This window comes from Alteromonas sp. WD8-37, assembly GCF_055326825.1.
Genome location: NZ_JBUZOV010000001.1, coordinates 173,020 through 198,451, shown reverse-complemented (window position 1 = coordinate 198,451; position 25,432 = coordinate 173,020). Strand labels below are relative to the sequence as shown.

At 52.5% G+C, this 25,432-nt stretch carries 24 protein-coding genes and 1 tRNA gene; 15 read left to right on the top strand and 10 right to left on the bottom strand.

Annotated elements, in window-relative coordinates; translation table 11 throughout:
* Positions 1–155: 155 nt before the first annotated feature.
* Positions 156–232, bottom strand: a tRNA-Val gene (locus ACTUJZ_RS00935).
* A 126-nt stretch (positions 233–358) separates the two neighbouring features.
* Positions 359–1,432, bottom strand: a complete 1,074-nt coding sequence (locus ACTUJZ_RS00930; protein WP_463635217.1) for a patatin-like phospholipase family protein — start codon at positions 1,430–1,432, stop codon at positions 359–361.
* Between the two features lie 490 nt (positions 1,433–1,922).
* Here ACTUJZ_RS00930 and ACTUJZ_RS00925 point away from each other — a divergent pair, with 490 nt between their 5' ends.
* Both ACTUJZ_RS00925 and ACTUJZ_RS00920 read left to right on the top strand, forming a co-directional pair.
* On the top strand, positions 1,923–2,324 hold the full coding sequence (locus tag ACTUJZ_RS00925; protein ID WP_463634387.1) for an ACT domain-containing protein: 402 nt from the start codon (positions 1,923–1,925) through the stop codon (positions 2,322–2,324).
* Complete coding sequence (locus ACTUJZ_RS00920) at positions 2,317–2,790, top strand: PTS glucose transporter subunit IIA (RefSeq protein WP_463634386.1); 474 nt, start codon at positions 2,317–2,319, stop codon at positions 2,788–2,790. Before ACTUJZ_RS00925 ends, ACTUJZ_RS00920 begins: the two co-directional genes overlap by 8 nt.
* On the opposite strand, the gene ACTUJZ_RS00915 is transcribed toward ACTUJZ_RS00920, so the two are convergent.
* On the bottom strand, positions 2,787–3,218 hold the full coding sequence (locus tag ACTUJZ_RS00915) for an OsmC family protein (protein WP_463634385.1): 432 nt from the start codon (positions 3,216–3,218) through the stop codon (positions 2,787–2,789). The genes ACTUJZ_RS00920 and ACTUJZ_RS00915 overlap by 4 nt on opposite strands.
* Positions 3,219–3,472: 254 nt before the next feature.
* Between ACTUJZ_RS00915 and ACTUJZ_RS00910 the strand changes: the two genes are divergently transcribed.
* From ACTUJZ_RS00910 to ACTUJZ_RS00895, 4 genes are read left to right on the top strand one after another with little or no spacing between them, the layout of a single operon-like run.
* Positions 3,473–3,826, top strand: a complete 354-nt coding sequence (locus ACTUJZ_RS00910; RefSeq protein ID WP_463634384.1) for an ArsC family reductase — start codon at positions 3,473–3,475, stop codon at positions 3,824–3,826.
* Positions 3,819–4,946: a succinyl-diaminopimelate desuccinylase gene (gene dapE / locus ACTUJZ_RS00905; protein ID WP_463634383.1), complete on the top strand. Its 1,128-nt coding sequence runs from the start codon at positions 3,819–3,821 to the stop codon at positions 4,944–4,946. The genes ACTUJZ_RS00910 and dapE overlap by 8 nt, the downstream gene beginning before the upstream one ends.
* Positions 4,943–5,617, top strand: coding sequence for a M15 family metallopeptidase (locus ACTUJZ_RS00900; RefSeq protein ID WP_463634382.1), 675 nt, complete (start codon positions 4,943–4,945; stop codon positions 5,615–5,617). Before dapE ends, ACTUJZ_RS00900 begins: the two co-directional genes overlap by 4 nt.
* A complete protein-coding gene (locus ACTUJZ_RS00895; protein ID WP_463634381.1) occupies positions 5,614–5,757 on the top strand; it encodes a DUF2897 family protein in 144 nt (47 codons plus the stop codon). Before ACTUJZ_RS00900 ends, ACTUJZ_RS00895 begins: the two co-directional genes overlap by 4 nt.
* 69 nt (positions 5,758–5,826) lie before the next feature.
* Here ACTUJZ_RS00895 and ACTUJZ_RS00890 read toward each other — a convergent pair whose 3' ends face one another.
* From ACTUJZ_RS00890 to astE, 3 genes are read right to left on the bottom strand one after another with little or no spacing between them, the layout of a single operon-like run.
* Positions 5,827–6,153 (bottom strand): heavy metal-binding domain-containing protein, encoded by a 327-nt coding sequence (locus ACTUJZ_RS00890; RefSeq protein WP_463634380.1) that lies wholly within the window; start codon positions 6,151–6,153, stop codon positions 5,827–5,829.
* Position 6,154: 1 nt separating this feature from the next.
* Positions 6,155–6,568, bottom strand: coding sequence for an HIT domain-containing protein (locus tag ACTUJZ_RS00885; protein WP_463634379.1), 414 nt, complete (start codon positions 6,566–6,568; stop codon positions 6,155–6,157).
* A complete protein-coding gene (gene astE / locus ACTUJZ_RS00880) occupies positions 6,568–7,605 on the bottom strand; it encodes a succinylglutamate desuccinylase (protein ID WP_463634378.1) in 1,038 nt (345 codons plus the stop codon). The genes ACTUJZ_RS00885 and astE overlap by 1 nt, the downstream gene beginning before the upstream one ends.
* A 588-nt stretch (positions 7,606–8,193) precedes the next feature.
* On the opposite strand from astE, the gene betB reads away from it, so the two are divergent.
* From betB to ACTUJZ_RS00850, 6 genes are all read left to right on the top strand, one after another.
* Positions 8,194–9,657 (top strand): betaine-aldehyde dehydrogenase, encoded by a 1,464-nt coding sequence (gene betB, locus ACTUJZ_RS00875; RefSeq protein ID WP_463634377.1) that lies wholly within the window; start codon positions 8,194–8,196, stop codon positions 9,655–9,657.
* Between the two features lie 9 nt (positions 9,658–9,666).
* The gene (betA, locus tag ACTUJZ_RS00870) at positions 9,667–11,340 is read left to right on the top strand and encodes a choline dehydrogenase (protein ID WP_463634376.1); all 1,674 of its coding nucleotides are present in this window, start codon (positions 9,667–9,669) and stop codon (positions 11,338–11,340) included.
* A 69-nt stretch (positions 11,341–11,409) separates the two neighbouring features.
* Positions 11,410–12,627: a BCCT family transporter gene (locus ACTUJZ_RS00865; protein ID WP_463634375.1), complete on the top strand. Its 1,218-nt coding sequence runs from the start codon at positions 11,410–11,412 to the stop codon at positions 12,625–12,627.
* Between the two features lie 9 nt (positions 12,628–12,636).
* Positions 12,637–13,335: a TorF family putative porin gene (locus ACTUJZ_RS00860; protein ID WP_463634374.1), complete on the top strand. Its 699-nt coding sequence runs from the start codon at positions 12,637–12,639 to the stop codon at positions 13,333–13,335.
* Positions 13,336–13,505: 170 nt separating this feature from the next.
* Positions 13,506–14,294, top strand: coding sequence for a helix-turn-helix domain-containing protein (locus ACTUJZ_RS00855; RefSeq protein ID WP_463634373.1), 789 nt, complete (start codon positions 13,506–13,508; stop codon positions 14,292–14,294).
* Positions 14,295–14,379: 85 nt separating this feature from the next.
* Entirely contained in the window at positions 14,380–15,255 is an 876-nt protein-coding gene (locus ACTUJZ_RS00850; RefSeq protein WP_463634372.1) for a DMT family transporter, read from the top strand.
* A 6-nt stretch (positions 15,256–15,261) separates the two neighbouring features.
* On the opposite strand, the gene ACTUJZ_RS00845 is transcribed toward ACTUJZ_RS00850, so the two are convergent.
* The 4 genes from ACTUJZ_RS00845 to seqA form a co-directional block, all read right to left on the bottom strand.
* Complete coding sequence (locus tag ACTUJZ_RS00845) at positions 15,262–16,044, bottom strand: hypothetical protein (protein ID WP_463634371.1); 783 nt, start codon at positions 16,042–16,044, stop codon at positions 15,262–15,264.
* Between the two features lie 124 nt (positions 16,045–16,168).
* Complete coding sequence (locus ACTUJZ_RS00840; protein ID WP_463634370.1) at positions 16,169–18,655, bottom strand: glycogen/starch/alpha-glucan phosphorylase; 2,487 nt, start codon at positions 18,653–18,655, stop codon at positions 16,169–16,171.
* Positions 18,656–18,888: 233 nt separating this feature from the next.
* A complete protein-coding gene (gene pgm / locus ACTUJZ_RS00835; protein ID WP_463634369.1) occupies positions 18,889–20,541 on the bottom strand; it encodes a phosphoglucomutase (alpha-D-glucose-1,6-bisphosphate-dependent) in 1,653 nt (550 codons plus the stop codon).
* Positions 20,542–20,580: 39 nt separating this feature from the next.
* The gene (seqA, locus tag ACTUJZ_RS00830; protein WP_463634368.1) at positions 20,581–21,189 is read right to left on the bottom strand and encodes a replication initiation negative regulator SeqA; all 609 of its coding nucleotides are present in this window, start codon (positions 21,187–21,189) and stop codon (positions 20,581–20,583) included.
* A 206-nt stretch (positions 21,190–21,395) separates the two neighbouring features.
* On the opposite strand from seqA, the gene ACTUJZ_RS00825 reads away from it, so the two are divergent.
* From ACTUJZ_RS00825 to ACTUJZ_RS00815, 3 genes are read left to right on the top strand one after another with little or no spacing between them, the layout of a single operon-like run.
* On the top strand, positions 21,396–22,310 hold the full coding sequence (locus tag ACTUJZ_RS00825) for an AAA family ATPase (protein WP_463634367.1): 915 nt from the start codon (positions 21,396–21,398) through the stop codon (positions 22,308–22,310).
* Positions 22,311–22,315: 5 nt separating this feature from the next.
* Positions 22,316–23,272, top strand: coding sequence for a DUF58 domain-containing protein (locus ACTUJZ_RS00820; RefSeq protein ID WP_463634366.1), 957 nt, complete (start codon positions 22,316–22,318; stop codon positions 23,270–23,272).
* Complete coding sequence (locus tag ACTUJZ_RS00815) at positions 23,269–25,332, top strand: transglutaminase TgpA family protein (RefSeq protein WP_463634365.1); 2,064 nt, start codon at positions 23,269–23,271, stop codon at positions 25,330–25,332. Before ACTUJZ_RS00820 ends, ACTUJZ_RS00815 begins: the two co-directional genes overlap by 4 nt.
* Positions 25,333–25,432 lie beyond the last annotated feature (100 nt).

The following is a 25,432-nucleotide window of genomic DNA, read 5'->3' as shown; positions in this document are numbered from 1 at the left end:
GGTATCTGGCCGCATCATTTGGGTGTGGCCAGTGCTATGCACGAGCAAACCGCCCACGATGATTTTCACACTGGCTTAGCTAAATAGAATACGGTTAATCACCACGCATAAGAATGTGGCTTTAGACTAGAAAAGATTGGGAGAAAACGAGAAAGTGGTGCGTCTACCCTGACTCGAACAGGGGACCTCTACCATGTCAAGGTAGCGCTCTAACCAACTGAGCTATAGACGCAAAATGCGAGAGCTTTGGCGCAGCATTGCTGCGTTAAGATGGCGCGTATAATAACGGCGGCTGTGGCAGCAAGCAAGCAAATTTTCAAAAAAATGAACTGTTTGGCTGCTATGTGAGCAGCCTGGATTAAAAACAGTCAAATGGCAGCGGTTGCAGCTCATCCATAATGGCGCCTGACGCTACTTGTTGCATAAAATACTCACCAAGACGGTCAGACTCACTGATGACCTGCTCCCAATAGGGGATACGCTGCTGCGGTGCCATGGTTTCAAAATCCTTGCGATCAGGGATTTTGCCAAACGGCAGTTTTTCTACAAAGGAGGCTGAAGGCACCAGCATCACCACATTGTCGTAACTGCCCTGATGCACCAGGCGGCGCTGATTGTTTTTATCAAACCAGCCGGTGACCGGCCGGGGATAAAAATGCGGATACAGAATAAGGCCCTGGTGCGGGCCGAATTGCAGATCAAAATGGTAATCAATGATCCCGCCGTCCCGATAGACCCCGGCCGGCGCGCCGGCAATGTTGGCCACCCCTTCTAACACCAGCGGTATTGAGCCGGAGGCCAGCAAGGCATCGTGTACATTGTCTGCTGTGAGGTCCACATGTTCGGTATGCAAGCCATATGGATCGGTAATCGCCAGGTTGCCGCCGGGTGCGCCAAATACCGTGCGGGTGAAGCTGCGGCCCAAATACTTACGGCTTAGCCGGTTAGCAGCGGCACTGGTGGCCAGGCCGGTCAGTTGGCCCAGCTTCCCCCGCGCGGCGGTAAGGCCATGACAGCGCGCGGTGATCAAATGAACCTTATGCGCGGGATTAGCCACAATGTGCTCTGCCCCCTGCTCGCCTAACATATAGCCAAGCAACTCTCTGGCTTTGTGAGTAATTTCACCCGCGGTGGGTTTGGCCGAATACACTGTATTGGCATACGCACTGGCCAGACGATTGATCGCCGCCAGCGGATCCTGCTGAGCCACGCAGGCTGCCCGAAACGCCCCGGCTGAAGAACCGATAATTTGCATCTGGCCTTCGCGTCGGGCAAAAAACTCCGGAAACACCACCCGATCCAACCCGGTCAGCACAAACCACTTAGGCCCGCCTGAGGCGCCAAGAAAATAATCGAACAATGCCGGCTGAAAGCCATCTTGCTGTAAGGTGCCCATCGCGGCAGGGCCGGCATAGATATTCAATGGTGCAATCAAATCAAAGTCCCTGGTGAATGTATCAGATGCAATAATGTACCAGTTTTATGCAGTTTCGCTCAATTTGCCTATTAAATACTTATTTATAAAAAAAACGAATTTTTACCTCGGCAACCAGCACGCTGAAATAGCTATGCCGACGCCGGGCAAGCGCTCACGGGATCGCTGATATTTTCGGCATCTGAGGCTCACTACAACCGGTTCTCTGGTCCGATGTCAACAATATCAATTCGCTTTTTTTTGCCCTTATTCGATTATTTTTTTGATATGGTGCTAGACACAGCTGGCCATAAATGCTTGTGAGTAACCGCACGTTATCCACTGAGCGATTTTTGAACAATATTTTTAATCATTTAATATCAATAACTTACAATCAAGCCCCAAACTACTCAACAAGGTTATCCACAGAAAGCGTGGATAACACGTGGCACTTTGCAGATGATAGTGATTTAATGCACACAGAATAGACGCAAGGTGAAATTGAACAATGACCGTTCAGACTCTGGCTGTGCTGCCACAGCAGTTTACAATCCACAGCCTGGCTGCTGATAGCACGATCCCGGCAGCAGTATTTAGTTGCGAGATCTTTTTTATTGGAAAAACAGAAGATCAACTTTCGATTGTGGTTCCCGATACCGTAACAGTGCCCTCAGAAGAAACCGACACCCACTGGCGAGCCCTTGAATTACTTGGCCCGCTGGAATTATCCATGGTAGGGATTATGGCCCGTATCGGCCAGGTTTTGGCTCAGGCAAAAGTCAGCATTTTTATTGTTTCTACCTTTGATACCGATTTCTTTTTAGTAAAAGACAATAAACTGGACATGGCGATGGCCGCATTGCGGCAGGCTGGGTATAAGGTGACATTGGATCTTAGCGATCGTGGCTAAAAACCCACCCCTCCTGCATATTCCTGCACCGGTGTCCGGCCAGCCGCAAGCTTCGACCAGCGCCTTTGTGGCCACAACTTTGTACCCGGCCAGTGCGGTGATGACCGTCACCGGCAATCAATTGTTCGCGCCGCTATCAGGTACTGTAGTGGCGGTCGATGTACTCAACCACTCTGTTCAGTTAAAGGCTACGAATGGATTAGTGGTGCTATTACGTGTTGGGGTGGACACTCATGCCTTACATACGCAAGGCTGTGTGGCTAAGGTACGCAAGGGTCAGCAGATTGCTCAGGGACAGGTATTGCTCAGCTTTAATCTGGCGCTGATAAAACAACATACAGAAGCGCTGGCGCTGGTGGCACTGACCAATTTGCTGAACATCAGCAAACTTAATGTCAGTTCAGCCAGGCAGTGCCTGGCTGTGGAAGATACTCTATTTTCGGTCACTCTGCCTGCCGGCAATTAATTGGAAAAGGTGTAATCCAGGGTGATGTCGGCTTTAAGCAGTTTGGAGATTGGGCAATTTTGCTTGGCGTCCTGCGCAATGCCGGCAAATTTGTCTTCATCAATGCCAGACACTTTGGCGTTTAACGTCAGCGCGGATTGGGTGATCGTAAAACCGTCACCGTCTTTTTCCAGGGTCACTGCTGCATCGACTTTCAGCTCACCACTTTCGTAACCAGCATCAGCCAGTGCAAATGATAAGGCCATGGCATAGCAGCTGGCGTGGGCACCGGCCACCATCTCTTCAGGATTAGTACCGGCTTTGTCTTCAAAGCGGGTATTAAACCCATAAGGTTGATCTGATAACGCACCACTGGCCAGGCTTACATGGCCCTGCCCGTCTTTACCTAGCGGTTGATAATGTGCAGAAGCAGTTTTTACAATAGCCATAGTATCTCCTTAATAGGGTGTCGATGGTTCAATTAGCCTGTCACAGACTAAACGGACCACTGGTAAAGCAGATCCCATGCCGCTAATAAACTGTACCTGATCACAGCAGTATTCACGTGGGCTGTACCTCCTCTGACAAGGTGGCCCGGACCGGTTTTGTTAAGGCGGGATCTGTAAAGGTTGCACCCTTTGTGTACCTTTTGCATCGCGCTCACCGACCAGATACACTTTTGAAAAAACTTTGGACATAACCCATGCAAACAACCCTCTATGGCATCAGCCAGTGTGACACCATTCGTAAAGCTAAAAAATGGCTTGAGCAGCATGCTGTGGACTATCAGTTCCACGATTATCGTAAAGACGGCATCAACCGTCAGTGGCTGGAGCAAACCGAGCAGCACTTAAGCTGGGAAACCATGCTCAATAAACGCGGCACCACTTACCGGCAGTTGGATGAAGAAACTAAAGCCAATATGGATCGTGAGCAGGCCTTAACTGTGATGCTGGAAAAACCGGCTATCATCAAGCGCCCTATTCTGCAGCACGACGACCAACTGCATATAGGGTTTAAACCTGATCAGTACGCGGATGTGTTTGCCAATGAATGATGTTATTGCGCTAGCCAAAGATTTAATTAACCGTCAGTCGGTCACCCCCGAGGATGCAGGTTGTCAGGAGCTGATGAAAGAGCGTCTGGCCGCGGTAGGGTTTACCAATGAAACCCTGGTGTTTGAAGATACCACCAACCTGTGGGCACGCCGCGGCAGTGACGGCCCGGTATTTTGTTTTGCCGGTCATACCGATGTGGTGCCCAGCGGTCCGGAAGATGCCTGGCAGACGCCGCCATTTGTAGCCACCGAAATTGATGGCAACCTACACGGCCGCGGAGCCGCAGACATGAAAGGCAGCCTGGCTGCCATGCTGGTGGCCACCGAGCAGTTTGTGGCAGATTTTCCCGACCATCGCGGCAGCATTGCGTTTTTGATCACCAGCGATGAAGAAGGCCCGTTTATCAACGGCACGACCCGGGTCATCGACACCTTAGAAGCACGCAACGAAAAAATCGACTGGTGTATTGTAGGTGAGCCCAGCAGTACCGAGCGGGTGGCCGACATCGTTAAAAATGGCCGGCGTGGCTCGCTAACCGGTGATCTGCATATTAAAGGGGTTCAGGGCCATGTGGCCTACCCGCACCTGGCCCGCAACCCGGTGCATGAGGCTGCAGCTGCGTTAGATGAGCTGGCCCACACCCACTGGGATGAAGGTAATGACTATTTTCCGCCCACCAGCTTTCAGATTTCCAACCTGCATGCCGGTACCGGTGCAGGCAATGTGATCCCCGGCGAGATGCATGTATGTTTTAACTTTCGCTTTTCTACCGAGGTCACCGACAAACAGCTGATTACCCGGGTCAATGAATTACTCACCCGCCATGAGCTGGATTACGACATTACCTGGACCTTCAATGGTCAGCCATTTTTAACCGACAGCGGCGAGCTGGTGCAAGCCACTCAGGATGCCATCACTCATGTCCACGGCCAGCCGGCTGAATTGTCTACTGCCGGTGGTACATCAGACGGGCGCTTTATTGCCCCTACCGGCGCGCAGGTGGTGGAGCTGGGCCCGGTGAATGCCACCATTCACAAAGTGGATGAACATGTCAGCATGGCGGATCTGGAAACCTTAAGCCGCATCTACTACCACACGCTCAAAAGGCTGCTGGCGTGAGCACTGACTGGCTGGGAGTTGCCCACAGTGACCTGGTGGATGCCGGTGACGGCCATCGCATGCACCAGGCAGTCATCGGCCCCTGGCTGGCGATGCAGGCAGCCGCGGCCGAAGATGGCGTGGATTGCCAGCTGGCCAGCAGTTACCGGGATTTCGACCGCCAGTTGTCCATCTGGAACCGTAAATGGCAGGGCCAGTTACCACTATTGAATAGCCAGGGTCAGCCGCTGGATCCAGCCCGGCTTAGTGATACGGAAAAAATGCACGCGATACTGACCTGGTCGGCCCTGCCCGGAGGCAGCCGCCATCATTGGGGCACCGATGTGGATGTGTATGATGCCCGCAATGTGGCGCAGCAAAATCACCGGTTGCAATTAGTGGATAGCGAATACCGCGATAACGGCCCGTGTGCGCGCCTGGCCAGCTGGCTTGACAGCCACGCTCATCAGTTTGGCTTTGTCCGGCCGTTTTTGACCTACACCGGCGGGGTGGCCTGTGAATTGTGGCATTTGAGCCATCGCAGCACGGCCAGTTATTACGAACAGCAGCGCTCGCTGTCACAACTGGCCGACTGCCTGGCAGCCAGTGACATGGCGGGCAAGCAGGTGGTGATCGATAACCTGGCCGGGCTGTACCAACAGTATGTGCTTAATCAAGGAGCAGGCGCATGAGTCTGTTTTGGGTATTGCTGATCATTGCGCTGGTTATCGGTTTGATAGCCGGCAACCTAATGCTGCTAAAAGCCAGCAAAAAATTTCGCGTGCCGCCAGATTTCAAACCGCGTAAATATGATGACGATGAGGATCGCTAATCGCGAGCGTTAGGTGCGTTCGTTAGATACGATCATTAAGCGCGCTCATCGCCAGGAATGCAGCCGGGATTAATGCCCGGCTACCGTGACCGCTGTGCCACTGATGCTGACCATCAGCATGCTGCCCTTTTCACCCATCACCTCATAATCAATATCAATGCCTACCACCGCATTGGCCCCCATGTTACGTGCCTCTTGTTCCAGCTCGGCAAAGGCCATTTTGCGCGCTTTGGTAAGCTCATCTTCGTAGGCCCCGGAGCGGCCGCCGACGATATCCCGGATAGACGCAAAAAAGTCTTTAAACACATTGGCCCCCATCACGGCTTCTCCAATCACAATACCGTGATACTGTTCGATGGGTTGTCCCTCAACATCCGGGGTGGTGGTTAGTATCATGTTAGTTGTCCTGTAACGGTAATTGGGCACGCAGCTCGCTCAGCAGTTGCTGGGCCTGGTCGTGGGTGTAAGGTATAGCTGGCTGGCGGCCCCAAACGGGTGCCGGCCAGGCACAATCGTGGCTAAACCGTGCGACATGATGAATGTGCAGTTGCGCCACCACATTTCCCAGCGCTGCCACATTCAGTTTCTCGGGGGAAAACAGATGTTGCAGAGCCTTACACAATAAGGCTGATTCCTGCCATACCGCATGCTGGTCTTCCGCATCCAACAGATACACTTCGCGCGCATCAGCGCGCCGGGGCACTAAAATCAGCCAGGGAAACTGGCTATCGTTCATCAGTAATACCTGGCAGACCGGCAAATCACCCACCAGCCAGGTATCCTGTTCCAGACGCGGGTCAAGGCTAAACATCAGGCCTGGTCCAGCGTGGTGGGTACCACGGTCAATAATGCCCGCTGGCCTTTGGCCACTCCGGCATTGGGGAACACAATGGCTTCACCATCCTGCTCTGCCACATACTGAGCGCCCGTCTCGCTAGCCAGCACGGTACCTTGCTTAAAGCCGGTGAAGTTTGGCGTATCATCAGCAAAATGCAGGGTAAAATCATCCTGCTGTTTAAGCACCACCTGATTGACCGTGAAGATTTCGACTTCTTCTAAGCGACTGCGTGGGCTGTAGTCTGTTTGCGTCATCAATGCCTCAAGAGTTTGTCGGGCATCTTCAAAGCGCTGCATATCATTTTGTCCAAAGGGTCGCACTTTGCCCAGCTCCACCGTAAATGCATGGGCCTGGTGTTCATGACTGGAGTAATAACTAAATGTGGTGGTGGGGCTTTGCGATAAGAGAATGGTTTTTACGCCACAATCGGCCAAGAAGATAATCTGCTCTTCGCTTCTGGGATGCCCGTGCAGATACGGGTACACCGCAAATTTTTCATTTTTTGACTCGCGGATGGCAGTATGCAAATCATAATGCAACCGCGGGCCATGGGCACTGGCAAAAAACTGGCTCACGGCCTGCTCTAATTGCGCCGCCCGCTGACGTTCTTGGTTAGTAGGCTGGTCAGGATCTGCGTGGGCACCGCTAAACAGCCGGTTCATATTTTCTTCTACAAACCGCTGCGCCTGGTCCATCGCCGGCAAGTTGCCAAACAAAAATAGTACCCGATGGACAGGCCTCAGCCGACCGGTTAAAAACTGCGCCACCCAGGCATCACACAACTCTATCGGGGCGGTTTCATTACCATGCACGCCACACGACAACACTATACTTTTGGTGTCGCCGCTGACCGACGCCGGGGTAAATTCAATGATCCCGGCATGATGAATGGCCACCTGCACACCATTATCCAGCGAAAACGCAAGGGGGGTGGTAAATTGCTCAGGCTGGGTGCGCGAACGGTGTAAAAAATCACCTTGTTGACATAAATCTGACTGCATGGAACTCATAATGTTGATTACCTTGCGTTTTAGTTTACCTCAGATACGTGCGCAAATGCCAAGCTGGTCAGTAGCTTTGTGCAAAATAACACCACTGGTACACCTGTTCCGCTGGCCAGATTTTCAACGCCGGCCTGCACAAACATCGGTGCCATATCTAGAAGTCAGCCGCAATGCAACCTGGCGCGATTTGATAACACTTGTTCAAGTGCTTGTTTTTTACCCGCGCACTTTTCACTCAAACCGCTATAACGCCTGCAATATAAGGGCTATAGCCGGAAATGACGCCCTTGCCGTAACGTCTTTGTACTGCTCGTAAATCAAACCATAACATACGATGAAATGACGATTTTTATCGATGAGAAGCAGAGACGGACACCCGCCGTTCATGAAATCTGTGCAACCTCCTTTGAGCCAAAGCCTATTATTCTTTAGTATAAATAAGCTGAATTGCATACTTTGTCGTCAAATAACGGATTTCTCATTATTTCCTGTCAACGGACCTGACCTCATACACGGCGGCTTACGCCTGCTATCTTTTAGGTGATACCAGGTAGCAACACATCACACACAGACTTTGACAAACGGAGTGAAAAAATGAGCATCCCGCGCTTGCAGAATTTTATCAATGGTGCCGCGATGGCGAACCAGTCAGGCGAGACCTTTGAAGTAATCAATCCTGCTACCGGCGAAACCCTATACGAGGTGGAAGTGGCCGATGAACATATTCAGCAAGAAGCCATAAAAAGCGCCAAAGCCGCGTTTAAACAATGGTCCGCTACACCGGCCATGGCACGCTCGCGCATTTTGCACAAAGCTGTTGCCTTGTTGCATGAAAAAAATGATGAGCTGGCTAAAATTGAAGTGCTGGACACCGGCAAGCCGATGCAGGAAGCCGAAGCCGTTGATGTGGTGACCGGTGCCGATGTAATCGAATTTTTTGCTGCGCTGGCGCCTACGCAGGTTGGCCAGCAGCAGGACCTGGGTGGTGATTTTTACTATACCCGCAAAGAGCCGCTGGGTATCTGTGCCGGAATCGGCGCCTGGAACTACCCGCTGCAAATCGCCTGCTGGAAATCTGCCCCTGCGCTGGCGGCCGGCAACGCGATGATTTTCAAGCCGTCTGAAGAAACCCCACGCGGGGCGCTGGAACTGGCCAAGATCTTTATTGAGGCCGGCGTACCGGCGGGCGTATTTAATGTTGTGTTTGGCGCCGGCGATGTAGGCCAGTGGCTCACCCAGCACCCAGAGATTGAAAAGGTCTCGTTTACCGGCGAAGTCGGCACAGGCCGCAAAGTGATGGAGTCGTCGGCTTCTACCTTAAAAGATGTGACCATGGAACTGGGCGGCAAATCGCCTCTGATTGTGTTTGACGATGCGGATATCAGCCAGGCTGTGTCTGCTGCCATGCTGGGCAACTTTTTTACTCAGGGCGAAGTGTGCACTAACTGCACCCGGGTATTTGTGCATCAGGACGTGTATGAGCAGTTTATGCAGGAGCTGACCGAGCGCACCAACAACAATATCATCGCTGGCGACCCGCTGGACCCGAAAGTCAATTTAGGGGCCATGATCTCCAGGGACCATCAAAAGCTGGTGATGGACTATATCGAAAAAGGCAAAGCCGAAGGCGCCACCCTGGTCACCGGCGGCACCACGCTGCAGCCTGAGGGCGCCGAGAACGGTTACTTTGTTGCCCCCACTATCTTCACCGATTGCACCGATGACATGACCATCGTCAAAGAAGAAATTTTTGGCCCGGTGATGAGCGTGCTGACCTTTAGTGACGAAGACGAAGTGATTGCGCGTGCCAATAACACCCCACTGGGCCTGGCGGCCGGTGTGATGACGCAGAATGTCACTCGTGCGCACCGGGTTATCCACCAGCTGCAAGCCGGCATCTGCTGGGTGAACAGCTGGGGCGCATCGCCGGCAGAAATGCCGGTTGGCGGTTACAAATTGTCCGGTATCGGTCGTGAAAATGGTATCGAAACATTAAATAACTACACCCAGACAAAATCGGTGTATATGGGCATGGTGGAGCTGGAAAGCCCGTTCTAAGGAGGCCTCATGGAAACCTACGATTATATTGTAGTTGGCGCCGGCTCTGCCGGCTGTGTACTGGCTAATCGGTTGTCGGCAGATGCCGGCAACAAGGTGTTACTGGTGGAAACGGGCGGCAGTGATAAAAGCATCTTCATTCAGATGCCCACTGCCCTGTCCATCCCGATGAACACCGAAAAATACGCCTGGCAGTTTTACACTGAAGAAGAACCCTATCTGGATAAGCGCAAAATGCACTGCCCACGGGGCAAGGTGTTAGGCGGCTCATCGTCTATCAACGGTATGGTGTATGTGCGAGGCCACGCCAGGGACTTTGATGAATGGGAAGAATACGGCGCTAAAGACTGGAATTACCAGCACTGCCTGCCTTACTTCAAACGCGCCGAAGAATGGTACTTAGGCGGTGATGAATACCGTGGCGGCGACGGCCCGTTAGGGGTGAACAACGGTAATGAGATGGAAAACCCGTTGTACAAAACCTTTATCGAAGCCGGTAAACAGGCCGGCTACGCCGAAACGTTTGATTACAATGGCGCGCAGCAGGAAGGCTTTGGCCCAATGCACATGACCGTTAAAGACGGTCAGCGCTGCTCTGCTGCCCGCGCTTATCTGGACCCAGTTAAAGACCGCGATAACCTGACCATTGTCACCCATGCTACTGTGCACAAGGTGTTGCTGGACGGCAAAACCGCATCCGGCGTGCGCTATCAGCACAAAGATGACATGGTAGAAGCCAAAGCCAGCAAAAAAGTGATTTTAAGTGCCGGCTCCATTGGCTCACCGCATTTGTTGCAGTTATCCGGGATTGGCAACAAACAGCATCTGGCCGATGCGGGTATTAAATGTGTGCACGAGTTACCCGGCGTGGGTGAAAACCTGCAGGACCATCTGGAATTTTATTTTCAGTTTCGTTGCACCGAGCCGGTCAGTCTCAACCGTGAGCTGGGCCTGGTGTCTAAAGGCATGATTGGCGCGCGCTGGTTGTTGTTTAAATCAGGCCTGGGGGCTACCAACCACTTTGAATCCTGCGGCTTTATCCGCTCTAAAGCAGGCGTCGAATGGCCGGATCTGCAGTATCACTTTTTGCCGGCGGCGATCCGTTACGACGGCAAAAGTGCCTTTGATGGCGATGGCTTTCAGGTTCACATTGGGCATAACAAACCGCGCAGCCGCGGGTTTGTGCGTGCCAAGAGCAGTAACCCGGATGACGCACCGGCGATTCAGTTTAACTATCTGCAGCATCAGGATGATATCGAAGGCTTTCGTGCCTGCGTGCGCCTGACCCGCGAAATCATCAACCAGCCGGCGTTTGATAAATACCGCGGCGCTGAAATCCAGCCAGGTGAAGATGTAGAAACCGATGAGCAGATTGATGCCTTTGTGCGTAGCGCAGTGGAAAGCGCCTACCACCCATCCTGCTCGTGTAAAATGGGCGAAGACGACATGGCCGTGGTGAACTCGCGCACCGAAGTGCACGGCATCGCCAATTTGCATGTGGTCGACTCTTCCATCTTCCCCACTATCCCGAACGGGAACTTGAATGCCCCAACCATCATGGTCGCTGAAAAAGCTGCTGACCATATTCTGGGCAAGGCCTTACTGCCTACCGAAAATGTTGCTGTTGTTGAAGAACAAAACTGGGAATCAACACAGCGCAGCCGCACCTTGGGCGGTTCTTAAATCCAGGGGCCCTCTGGCCCCTGGCGCTTGTCCTCACAAGCGAATTAATTAAAACAACAGGAGACAACTATGTTGATGTGGTTAAGTGCCGGGATCGCACTTACCCTTGCTGCCATTGTGTTTATCGTGGCGAAGTGGGGGAATGTGCGAATGGTCGGCGTTACGCCGGTCAAAACTCTGACATTTATCTCTATTCTTTTCACCTCTGGTCTGGATGTGGGACTGATCATGTTCCCGCTGACCGAATTTGGCGGCTATGCCAATACCGGTGAAAATCCCGAATACAGTTTTACCAATCCACTGGCGATTGAATTCGGGTTTTGGGGCTTTTTCATTTGGTCCTTTTATTTTTTAACCTGCTTTTATTTTTGCATCATTGAACCTCGGGTGAAGTTTTTTGAAATCCCGCTGGTAAAATTAATCAATAATGTCGTGATCATCGGCACTTGTGCTTTCACCGCCTTTTTGCTGCTGTCTAACCTGCCCTGGTATCTGCCCTCTCTGGGCGATGGAGAAACCATCACCCCACTGTTTTATGTCATTGTCGCCGCGGCGATCGGCTTTGCGGTCTACAGCAGTACCGACCTCAAATATGTACGCATATTGAGTGTGTCGACCACCTGGATGTTTATTGCTCTGATTTTCTTTATGTGGGGCAGTGCTTTCCTATGGGGCGACAGCGACATGAAGGAGTATATGGCTGCCACCACTTTGTTAGGTGGGTATTTTGCCAACATTCAGCATTTCTTGTTCCCGATAAATGATTACCACGCATTTTATCTTTTCTGGTGGTTTGCCTGGAGCATCATGATTGGCCAGTTTACCTCACGCTTTGTGGGTGGCCTGAAAACGTATCAGGTGCTGGCCGCGATGCTGATCTTCCCGTCTATCCCCATCGCGATGTGGTTTGGCGTGCTGTATCACTACCATGATGCCGGCCTGGATACTTCGGGGATCCGCAATATCGCCATGGTGTTTGTTGGCATCGTGTTTGTCATCAATTCACTGGATTCCTTGATTCGGCTATACACCGATAACCTCAATCTGTCGTCACAGCGTTTGGGCAAAGTGAAATACTGGGCCTTTAACTTTTTCTCGCTGTGCGCATTAACCTTGCTGTTCAAAATCGATTTTTTACGCATTCAATGGGTCGGCGCTTTGGTAATCGCCCTGTTCTACTGTTGCTTAGGCTACATTTTGTACAGCAAATTCGGCCGGGTGAAAGCTATCGACAGCTCACCCAAAGACAACATTCTGGACTTTGAAAAAATCGATTCGGTTCACTAGGAGGCGTTTATGAAGTATTTGAAAACCACCCTTGCCGGTTGCACTCTGGCCTTTAGCCCGGCATTGTATGCAGACTGGTCGAGCACCGTCACACTGGCGACCGACTATATGTTCAATGGCGTTAGCCAAACTCAGGATGACCCCGCCTTACAGGCCAGCCTGGATTATGCTGCAGACAGCGGCTGGTACGCCGGTGCCTGGACATCTAATGTGGATTTTGGCGGCCCGACCAATCGGGAAGTTGATTTTTACGTGGGTAAATTTCAGCAGTTAAACAAAGACTGGACCTTTGATTATGGCATCGCTTATTACACTTACTATGGCGGCTCCATTTCTGACTCGTTTAACTTTCCTGAATTATGGGCCAAGTTTGGTTACACCTCTGATTATGGTTTAACTGAATTTAATGGCTGGTATTCGTGGGACTATTTTGGGTTTAACGCCGAGCACGTTGTGGGCATGGTAGCGCACACTTTTAGCCTGGCAGAAAACCATGCCATCCGCTTGAGTGTGGATGTATCAAATTCCTTTGACGGCGATCAATGGACCTGGAATGTAGATGACACCTCGTTTGTCCATTACCGGGTGGCGTATCAAACCAGCTGGCAGGGCTTTAACTTTGAAGTGGCGGCCGAAGATACCACATTGGATCGTTCAACCGCGGATCAGCGTATCGTGGCTAGCGTCAGCCGGACGTTTAGTTTCTAACGACCTCCATTATTCTGCTCTTATGCCCCCGCTTCCCCGGGGGCATTTTTTTCTTGTCAGCCGCCACCGGGCTACCGTAGAGTAGGGTTTATGGCTCACTATTCTTTGGCAGGGATGTGTATAGGCCAGTATTAACGCTGCCGGCTGGATTTTCCGCTAGCAAAATAGACATGCACACCTTTGGTCAAACGGGTAATTCCCAGGAGTTGCCGGCAATGCAGGAAAGCTTATCGATCCGCGCCTACACGCGCCAGCGTGATGAGCATCAGCACCCGTTTGTGCAGATGGTGTTGCCGCTTAATGGCGTGATTAATATCAAGCTGCCAAATTTTCGCGGCCAGGTGGGTGTGGGCGAGGCGGTGCTCATTGTGCCTGGCACCCTGCATCAGTTTCATGCGCACGAGCAAGCCCGGTTTGTGGTGGCCGACCTGGCCAGCATCCCCACCAATCTAATCCAGCTACCCTGCCCGGTTTTCAGGCTGGCACCTGCGGTGCAGGCTTATTTACAGTTTGTTGAAACACAGCTGCATCAATGTTGCCCCACTGCCACCTTGCAACAGATGGTGGGCTTGTTTAAACAATTGCTGGAGCAGCAACCGGTCAGTCTGATCCCGCATCGCGGCATTAGGGCGGCTACAGAATATATCCAGCGCCATCCGGATCAAGAGCTCACCACCGAACGGCTTTGTGAGATTGCCTGTCTAAGTGCCACCCAGTTCAAACAATTATTTCGGCAAACTCTGCATATGAGCGTGGGCACATTTATCCGACAAGTGCGCATGCAGAAAGCTCAGGCTTTGTTGCGCCAGACCGACATGCCGGTCACTCTGGTGGCCTTGGAGGTAGGCTACCGGGATGTGTCAGCCTTCAGCCGCCGCTTTCATGCTTTTTTTGGTCGTTCGCCAAAATATTTTTCGCAACGCAATAAACTCAGCCACTGCCAGCCGGCTGAATCCTAACAGCCAACAACTCCGTCTGTTTAGCACAGACATGGGTGCCTCGCTTCGCTATGGTCAAGGCTTTAGTGTGATCAGGGAAAAAACCATGGCGACCGGACTGGGGCTAATAGCGATTATGATGTGGGGTTTGTTGGCCGTATTGACAGTGTACACCCGGCAGGTGCCGCCTTTTCAATTACTGGCGGTATGTTTTGCCATCGCCTTTGCACTCATGCTGGTCAGCCAAATGGTGCAAGGCCGCAAGCCGAGCTGGCCGCAACCGCTGCCCCTTGCCCACTGGCTGGTGCATGCCGGCTGCCTGTTCGGGTTTCATGCTTGTTATTTTTTTGCCATCCGGTATGCCCCGGCAATGCAGGTTAGCCTGATTGGCTATCTGTGGCCCCTGTTACTGGGCATTTTGATTGCCGCTCCAGGGTTGCGGCGCTATGCCCTCACCGGTGGCCTGTGTGGCCTGGCCGGTGCTGCGGTGCCGGTGACCGGCGGCCAGGCGCTGAGCATTGAGCCAGCGTATGTGACCGGCTATGTGCTGGCATTACTGTGTGCGCTGATTTGGGCTGGTTACTCGTGGTTTTTATCCCGTACCGCCAGCAGTCCGTTACACATTGGCTGGGTGGCGTTGCTGGTGGCCGGGCTGGCCTGGGCAATGCATCTTGGCATTGAAGAAACTTTCTGGCCGACTGATGGTTCCGGCTGGCTGGCGATGTTGCTGTTAGGGCTTGGCCCTATTGGCGGAGCATTTTACCTGTGGGATGCTGGCATGAAAGGCGCCAATCCGGGGCTGTTGGCTTCCTGCAGCTTTGCCACCCCGGTCATCTCTGCCGGTGCCTTATTTTTTGCCGGGCACAGCCCTTTGACCAATGCGGTACTTATCGCCGTGTGCCTGATTACATTGGGGGCTGTGATTTGCCAACAAGCCGCCAGATTACAACGCTGGCGGCGGTTTTATTGGGGTCAGTCCTAAAACCGGTTAGTCCTGGCCGTAATCGTTGCCCAGCGCATCATGCTGAGCCTGGTCGATAATGGCTTCTTTGTCTTTTTCCTGCCGAGCTTTTTCTTTGAGGGCCTCTTCTTCCATGGCTTTGTGTTTTGACTCTTCGTCTATGGGGTCATCCATGCTATCCATCGAGTCGTCCATGGTGTCCATCGAGTCATCCATAGTGTCCATTGAGTCATCCATAGAGTCGTCCATGGTATCCATTGAATCATTCACGGTGTCCATAGAGTCATCCATGGTATCCATAGAGTCGTCCATCGTATCCATTGAATCATCCATGCTATCCATGGAATCCATAGAGTCATCCACGCTATCCATGGAATCGTCCAGAGGCTCTTCGGGCGGGTCACTGACATGGCTTATTGCGTCGCTGTGCGCAGCGTTATCCATATCTTCAGCCGTCATAGTGTCTGAGTACTGCTTGTGTTCTGGCTGCTTGTCCTGCCAAACTTCATCGGCTTTTTGTTGCTCTTTGCGCCACTGCTGTTTACGCGCCTCGGCCTGGGCCCGTTGTTCGGCAACCACTTGTTGTTCAGCGTCCATGGCTTTTTGTTCAACATCCTGTTTTTCCTTTTCCCAGGCTTGCTGGCCTTCTTTAGGATCCAGAAGCGGCTCTGGATCTTGCTGTTGGCTGGCCTGAGGATCCTGAACCGTTGCGCCGGCGTAGTATGCGCCGCCGGTGGCCAGGCTGGAGAAATGACTGATTAAGCCGGTGGCGATTACCGCCAGGGCGATAGTGCTGAACCGTTTATCCATGATGCGTTCCTACCGTAAAAATAACAAAAATTTAATTATTCTTATAATGTCTTGGTACGCATGGGTGATGAAAAAAAGACCAAAAAAAAGCCGCTTTTTACAGCGGCTTTTTAAGTCTTTCAGACTAGGAGATTTTTTGCTGCTCTACCGGGCAACTGTTGAGTTTCCATACCCGATCCACATAATCCTGGATAGACCGGTCGGAAGTAAACTTACCCATCTTGGCTGTATTGATGATTGCCATCTCCGCCCAGCGGGTTTTGTCGCGATAGGCTTCATCCACCGCCAGTTGGGCATCTGAATACGCTCTAAAGTCAGCCAGTACAAAGAAGGGGTCGCCCTGATCCAGCAGGCTTTGCTTAATGGATACCAGCGCACCCGGTTTGCCTGGTGTGAAGTAATCGGTCTCCAGCCAGTCCAGTACTGCTTTGATCTCAGGATCCTGATAGTAATAATCTTTTGGATTATACCCTTTGGCTTTCAGGTCGTTCACCTCTTCTACCGTCAGGCCGAAAATAAAGATATTTTCCTCGCCCACTTCCTCGGCAATTTCCACATTAGCACCATCCAGAGTACCTACTGTGACCGCACCGTTTAGTGCCAGCTTCATGTTGCCGGTACCTGAGGCTTCTTTACCGGCTGTACTGATTTGCTCAGACACATCGCAGGCCGGGATCATCTTCTCAGCCAGTGACACCCGATAGTTCGGTAAAAAGACCACTTTGAGCTTATTGCCCACCCGCGGATCGTTGTTCACCTTATCGGCAATCTTATTGATGGCAAAGATAATGTCTTTAGCCAGCTTGTAGCCCGGCGCGGCTTTAGCACCAAAAATAAACACCCGTGGATGCATGTCATAGTCCGGGTTTTCCAGAATACGACGATACAAGGCCATGATGTGTAACAGGTTCAGATGCTGCCGTTTGTATTCGTGCAAACGCTTAATCTGGATATCAAAAATCGCGTTGGTATCCACTTCGATGCCAGTGGATTGCTTGATTTCCTCGGCCAGGATCTGTTTGTTTTGCTGCTTAACCTGCATAAACTGCTTCTGGAAAGTTTTGTTGGTGGCGTGTTTGGCCAACCCTTCCAGCTTTTTCAGATCCAGTGGCCAGTCGTTACCCACTTTTTGATCCACCAAGTCAGACAGCAACGGATTACAGGCTTTCAGCCAACGACGCGGGGTGATTCCGTTAGTGACATTGGTCAGTTTTTCTGGCCAAAGCGCATCAAATTCCGGGAACAGATTTTCCTTCACCAGGCGCGAATGCAGTTCGGCCACACCATTGACACGGAACGAACCTACCACTGACAGATGACCCATGCGCACCATCTTTTCATTGCCTTCTTCGATGATTGACAACTTGGCTTTCATGGCATTGTCGCCCGGCCACTTTTTGTCAACTTCGTTCATGAAGCGATGGTTAATTTCGTAGATGATTTCTAAGTGCCGCGGCAGAATTTTTTCCAGCATGCGGGCCGGCCATTTTTCCAGTGCCTCTGGCAACAATGTGTGGTTGGTATAAGCAAACACCTTAGTGCTGATGGCCCAGGCAGAATCCCAGTCTAGCTGAGCACGGTCGACCAGAATGCGCATCAATTCGGGAATGGCGATGGCAGGGTGGGTGTCGTTTAGCTGGATCACCACCTGCTCGGCAAAGCGGCTCCAGTCATCCCCATGGGCGCGCTTGTAGCGACGAATAATGTCTTTAAGTGAACATGAGCAGAAGAAATACTGCTGGATCAGGCGTAGCTCTTTGCCAGATTCGGTTTCATCGTTGGGATACAGTACTTTGGAAATGGTTTCTGCCTGGATATTTTCACGCTGGGCATCCACATAACCGCCGGCATTAAATACATCCCAGTTGAAATAGTCAGAGGCTTCTGACTGCCATAAACGCAGCACATTGACCGTTTTACCGCCGTAGCCGACCACCGGAATATCCCATGGTACCCCTTTAACGATGGTTCCCGGGTGCCATTCTTTTTGAATGCCGCCGTTGTCACCGTATTTGGTTTCGACATAGCCGAATAGCGACACTTCCTGAATCGATTCCGGGCGACAAATTTCCCACGGATTGCCGTAGTCACGCCAGCTATCCGGCCGCTCAATTTGCGCACCGCTTTTGATTTCCTGACGAAACAAACCATGCTCATAATGGATGCCATAGCCAATGGCCGGTAGTTCCATGGTCGCCAGTGAATCGATAAAACAGGCAGCCAGACGGCCCAAACCGCCATTACCCAGTGCCATATCGGGTTCTTCTTCTAAAACATCGGTCAGCTCAACGCCCAGCTCTTTGAGGCCGGCTTGCGCCACGTCATACAAACCAAAGTTTTGCATATTATTAGACAGTAACCGGCCCATCAAAAATTCGGCCGAAAAATAATGCACCGCGCGGGTGTCATTCATGTAATGGGTTTTTTGCGTGCGGCGCAGACCTTCCAGAACATTTTCCTGGATCGCGGCGCAGGTTGCTTTCCACCAGGCATGGTTGTTAGCTTTGTTTTCGTCGGTGCCTAGTGTGCAGTGAAGATGGCGGATAACAGCAGCTTTGAAATCACTTTTGTCGATGCGAACATCAGGGAGTGAGGGTGCTTTTGCGTTCATATCAGTCTCTCTATTTAACAGATACGCCGGCGCTGAAATGCATTTGGCGCATGCTCAAACGGTAATTAAATTACAACATTGAACAACAATACGTCAGCAATATAGCAAGGTTCACACAGCTTTTTTGTAATTTATTTGTTAATTTCCAAAAAAAATGAGGCCAATTTTAAAAAAAGCCTCATTTATTTACACCTACTTTACACAAATTTTATCATGACTTTACATTCCCATGATTAGCTTATTACCTCGTTCACTAATTGCTCAGCCTCGCTAATTAATTCCTGTAAGTGAGCTTCACCTTTAAAGCTCTCTGCATAAATTTTGTAAATTTGCTCGGTACCCGACGGACGCGCAGCAAACCAGCCATTCTCGGTGGACACTTTCACCCCGCCGATGCTGGCATTATTGCCCGCTGCATGGGTCTGGATGGCGGTAATGGGGTCACCGGCCAGGGTGTTGCTGGTGATGACTGACTTATCCATGGCTGACAGCGCCTGTTTTTGCTCCAGCGTGGCACTGATATCGCGGCGCTCATACACAGGTTCACCAAATTGCTCAGTCAGCGCAGCATAATGCTGGCCAGGATCTTTGCCGGTCACTGCCAGAATTTCGGCGGCCAGCAGGCACAAAATAAAGCCGTCTTTATCGGTTGCCCAGGTGCTGCCATCGCGTTGCAGAAAAATGCCCCCGGCACTTTCTTCACCGGCAAATCCGATGGTGGCATCGCCCATCCCTTGCACAAACCATTTAAACCCAACCGGCATTTCTGCCAGCTCGCGGGGTAAGGCTTTGGCCACCCGGTCAATCATGGAGCTGGAGACCAGGGTTTTGCCCACTTTCAGTGAGTCAGGCCATTCTTTTCGGTGGCTGTACAAATACTGGGTCGCCACCGCCAGATAATGATTGGGATTCATCAGCCCGGCGCTTTGGCACACAATACCGTGGCGGTCAAAATCAGGGTCGTTGCCCCAGGCCAGGTCGAACTTATCTTTGAGCTCAATCAGGCCGGCCATGGCATAGGCTGACGAGCAGTCCATACGCAACTTCCCGTCTTTGTCGCGGCGCATAAATCCAAACTGCGGATCGATACGATTATTCACCACTTCAATGTCGAGCCCATATTGCTTGGCAATACACTCCCAGTAACCCACGCCGGCGCCGCCAAGGGGATCAGTACCCAGCTTCAGCTTAGCGTTGGCAATAGCTTCCATATCGATGACTTTGGCTAGGTCGTCGATATACGGGTGCATAAAGTCCTGTTCTTTAACCGACTCCTGATTTAATGCATCCCGTAATGAAATCCGTTTTACATCCTGGTTGTATTCGGCCAGCAAGGCGTTAGCGCGCTGCTCAATCTGACTGGTGACTGTGCTGTCTGCCGGCCCGCCATTGGGTGGATTATATTTAAAGCCACCATCTGCCGGCGGATTATGAGAAGGCGTGATCACTACCCCATCGGCTAGGTGATCAGTGCGGTCCAGGTTGTAGCGAATAATGGTGCGTGAAATCACTGGCGTGGGGGTGAAGCCGCGGCTTTCATTGTTCTTTTGCTGGATCACCACTTTGATATCGTTGGCGCACAACACTTCGATGGCGGTATTTAGGGCGGGTTCTGACAAGGCATGGGTATCTTTGCCAATAAACAACGGCCCGGTAATGTGGTTGGCCGCGCGGTATTCGGCCAGCGCCTGGCAAATGGCCGCAATGTGCATGTCATTAAAGGTACTATGCGCTGCACTGCCCCGGTGGCCGGAAGTGCCAAATGAAACAGCTTCGGCCGGGTTTCCCGGGTCAGGTCGGTAGCTGTAATACTGGCTTACCAGTTCAGCAACGTTGATCAACTGCTCAGGGTCAGCCGGCTGTCCGGCTTGAGGGTGAAGTGCCATGGGCTTTCCTTAATCAATTATCATGGAAGAATTTTGCGTTCAGGCAAATCGTGCCACCACGGTGGCTGCTGTAGCCTCATCATAGCCCAGCACCTGCAAAACCTGTTCTAACATCGCCACTTTTTTTGCTGTATTGTTATTGGTGACCACCCAGTAAGGGCTATCAGGGATTTGCTTGGGGTTGGTGCTGCTGCCGGTTTTCAGCAGGGCCTCTTTGGAGGTCGCAAAATAGATACGATTTTTTCCTTTGATCTGTTCTACCGCGGCAAAGGCCTGGGGATGCAGCTCATGCAGCTGGGCCAGAATAAACAAGAATAAATCCACCCGCTTAGAATAATGTCCCAGCACATCATCATTCAGGCGCAGGGTAATTTCGCCATTCGGGCGGGCTTTTTCATTACCGCTGCCATTGCTGTTCGGAAGGGCCGGTGCTGCTGGCTGAGACTTATCCGCAGCCGAAGAGGCCCGGCCTGCGGCTTGTGTACGCGGCGTGCCGGCGCTGGCTGATGCCGCAGACGCTTTAGCCGGAACCTTCGCGGTTTTGTCCATCAGCAGGCGGCGTAAGATGTCTGACGCACTTTCGCCGATGTGCTTTGTCTGGCTGGCAATAAACGCGTATAAATCATCATCTATATCAATACTTTTCATATAACCACATTCCTGTAAAAGCTGCCCTATTATAGACAACCCACAGCGCTCACGCAGCACTTTCTGCTGTCTAATTTTGCGCTGTTTTGCTCATAAGATCATTTAGTTGCTCTGTTGGGACTATACTCACGTATTAGTACCACCACGTTAGCAGCAGCAGACTGCTGATACTATCTTTGCATAATGACAAAATGGCGGCAGTAGCAATGAGCGGGACTGAACTTCATGCACTCACGCAGGCTTTGGGCCAGCAGATCCTGGGAAAACCGGAACAAATTAAACTGGCTATTGCCTGTTTGCTGGCCAAAGGGCATTTGTTAATTGAAGATTTACCCGGCATGGGCAAAACCACCCTGTCGCAGTCGCTGGCCAGCTTATTCGGGCTGCAGTTTTCCCGCATTCAGTTTACCTCGGATTTGCTACCGGCGGATATGCTGGGCGCCACCATTTTCAACAGCCAAACTCAGGAATTTGTATTTCGCCCCGGCCCGGTGTTCAGCCAGCTGGTCCTGGCAGATGAGATCAACCGCGCCAGCCCGAAAACTCAAAGCGCATTGTTAGAAGCGATGGAAGAACATCAGGTCAGTATCGATGGCAAAACCTATACGCTGCCTGCGCCGTTTTTTGTTATTGGCACCCAAAATCCGACGTATCAGTCGGGCACCTATCCGCTGCCAGAATCACAGCTCGACCGGTTTTTGATGCGTATCTCGTTAGGCTACCCCAGTTGGGAAGCAGAAAAAATCATGCTCAGTGCGCCAGCCCAAAAACCAGAACTCAGCCCCTGTCTGTCAGTCGAGACTTTAGCTGGCTGGCAAGCGGCGGTAAGCCGTGTCCACGCGGCAGAGCCGGTGATTGACTACATTTTGCGCCTGGTCACCCATAGCCGCACCGCCCCCGGCTTTTATCATGCGCTATCGCCGCGGGCCAGCAAGGCACTGCTTCAAGCGGCCCGGGCCTGGGCGTTTATTCACCAGCGCGACCATGTGCTGCCTGATGATGTGCAAGCCATCTTTTGTGCGGTAGCCGAGCACCGGCTGCGCGCCGATACCCAGCCCGGTGCAGATGACGGCGTGTTAAGCCAGCAACTGCTTGATGCTGTTGATCCACTGGCCGCCTGATCGTCGTGGGCCGGCTTAAAAATACCCTGCTATTAAAATGGCTGGCGGTGCGGATCCCGCGCCACCGGCATCACGCCCTGTCGCTCAACTCAGTATTTATCCTGCCTACCCGCTTTGGCCTGTGCATGCTGGTTCTGGGTTTGTGCCTATTTGTATTGGGGACCAACTATCAAAACAATTTACTGTTGCTGCTGAGCTTTTTTTTTCTCGCCCTGCAATTGCTGGCATTGTTTGCCAGCTATCAAAACTTTGCCCGTCTGCAGGTTAAGGCCACCGGCGTAGATCCGGTGTTTGCTGGCGAGCAGGCCCATTTTCAGCTGCAGCTGACCAGCCCCGGTGATCAACGCCCCTGCGGCATGCTGCAAATTGCCTGGTGGGGCCACACAGAAGTGACCCAGGTCGATCTGGATGCGGCCCCCACCCGTCTGCTCCTGCCCCGGCCCACCTACCGCCGTGGCTGTTTTAGTCTGCCGCGGGTGACCTTTAGCAGCTTATACCCCCTGGGCTGGTTTCGTTGCTGGACCCACCTGGATTTTGACCAGCCAATGACCGTTTACCCGGCACTCAAGCCTGCTGCGCTAGCCTTGCAGCCAGCAACCGGCGATGCCGAGCTGCAACCTCAGGGAACGCCAGGTACCGAAGACTTTGCCGGGCTGCGTAATTACACCCCCGGCGATCCGCTGCAGCGTATTGTCTGGAAAAACGTGGCCAAAGGGGGAGCAGCGGTGGTTAAACAGTTTGATGAACCCGACCAACAGGCCGGCTACCTGGTGCTCAATAACCACCATCCGCAGCGCGAACAGCATATCAGCGAACTGGCCTTTCAGATTGTGGAGCTTAGCCGGCAACGTCAGCCATTCGGTCTCAAAGCCGGTCCGCAACAGATTGCGGTGGCCACCGGCCAGGCGCACCGCGACCGCTGCCTGCACACGCTAGCCATGCTACCCGGAGCAGTCACATGAGTTTGCCTCTGCACAACCCCAGAGCGGTGTTATTGCTCAGCCTGGCCGCCGGTTTGGTTACCCTCACCCTACTGGCACCACTGATGAGCTGGGTGGTGTTACTCATGCTATGTAGCCTGGTCATCCGACTTGCACTTTTTGTTCGCCCGCTGACCCGGCCCATCAATACCCGACTGATCAATCTGCTCGGTGTGCTCACCTGCCTGGCGCTGGCCTGGTCAGCCACCCGCCATGGGTTGCTGGAAATGATGGTGAACCTGCTCATTTGCGGGTGTGCGTTAAAATTGCTGCTGTTACGCCAGCCTAAAGATGTGGTCCAACTGACCGGTTGCATACTGTTTTTGGCCGGCTGTGCGCTGGTGTTTGACCAGGCATTGTCGGTGGCATTGGGTGTCGCCCTGGTGCTGCTATCCAGCCTTTTGTGTTTACACCAGTTTTTTGCCCCGCAGCAGGCGTTTAAACGCCAGTTTTTTAAAGCCATGGTGCTGGCTCTGCAAGCGCTGCCCATTGCGCTGCTGCTGTTTTTTATCACCCCACAGTTACCGCCATTGTGGGGGATGCCGGCAGAGCAGCAGGCCCAAACCGGGTTATCAGATACCCTCACCCCCGGTGATGTGGCTAGCCTGACCCGCTCAAGCGATAGAGTTTTCACGGCGACCTTTGACGGCCCGGTCCCGCCGTCAGAACAGCGCTATTGGCGAGCGCTGGTATTGGAACATTTTGACGGTAAAACCTGGCAGGTCAGTGATTACCGGCGCCAGCAACAATTGATTGCACCTCTGCTAAGCCCCCCGCCTGCCGAAGGCCCGCTCACCGGCCCTCCCCTGCCCTATGAGCTGATAACCGAAGCCAGCGGCAATGAGTATCTATTCAGTTTAGGCCCAACCCGACCTGCCAGCGTGGCCAGTGCGCAACGCATCAGTCAGCAACCCACGTATACCCTGCGTGCCCGGCAACCACTGGTGAGCAAACAAGCTTTTGCACTGGTGGCCTACCCGGATGCTCCTCGAAAGATGACCCATCGGGCCTTGGATAAGGTGCTCAATGTACAGGTGCCTGCCAATGCGACCAACCCCAAAACACAAGCCTGGGCTGCTGAGCTGCGTAATCAGCATCCTGATAATCAGGCGCTGGCCCAGGCGGTGATGCAGCATTTTGCGCAACAGCGTTTTGAATACACCCTGACGCCTCCAACCATGCCGCATCATCCGGTGGACACTTTTTTGTTTGATGCCAAACAAGGCTTTTGTGCCCATTACGCCAGCGCCATGGCCTATGTGATGCGCTTGGCAGGGGTACCGGCGCGGATTGTGTCTGGCTATCAGGGCGGCGAAGCCATTACCGACAACGCGCTGGCTGTTTACCAGTACGATGCTCATGCCTGGGTGGAAGTAGCCCTGGATGGCCAGTACTGGCAACGTTTTGATCCTACCGCCATGGTTGCAGCGTCTCGGTTGCAATATGGATTTCGCCAGGCGCTGGCCAATCAGCAACAGGATGCGCCGTTTTTCTCGCGCAGTCGCATGGGTGAGCATGCCTGGCTGGCTTCAATGTACGGCTTACTGGATGGGATGAATTATCAGTGGAATCGCTGGGTGCTAGGCTTTGATGCCGACCAGCAACAAAATATGATTGAAAAAATTGTCGGGGAGCCCACCACCAGCCGGGTCTTTGTATTAGGCCTGACGGTGATGGCATTTATCGCTGGTTTGTTAGTGCTGTATTTTATGCCTCGACCGCGTCGGCTCAAAGGCAGCGTGGCTGAGCAACTGTTTGCCCAGGTTGAACGGTTGCTGTCCAAGCGGCTGGGGCTGCAACGCCAGTATGGTTCGGCGCGACAGTTTATCCAGGCCGCCCGGGAGCGGGTAGACGCCGCTACCGCAGCAGAATTGGACCACTTTTTACAGTTATTTGAGGGGGTGTTGTATCAGCCCCCTCCCCGCCCTAAACAACGGCTCCAGCAACTTAAAGCCCAACAAAAAAAGGTGCTGGCAGCATGTCGCCATATGCGCCGTCCAGCACCTGTCTCGCCAGCATCAGTGTCTGCGTCAGACACCTGACACTGGCTAAAATGCCGGCGTAGCCGGTACACTAATAATGGCCGCAGCCAGGGTGAGACACATAAAGTTTTAAGATCATACGGCCCGGCCATCAGCACCA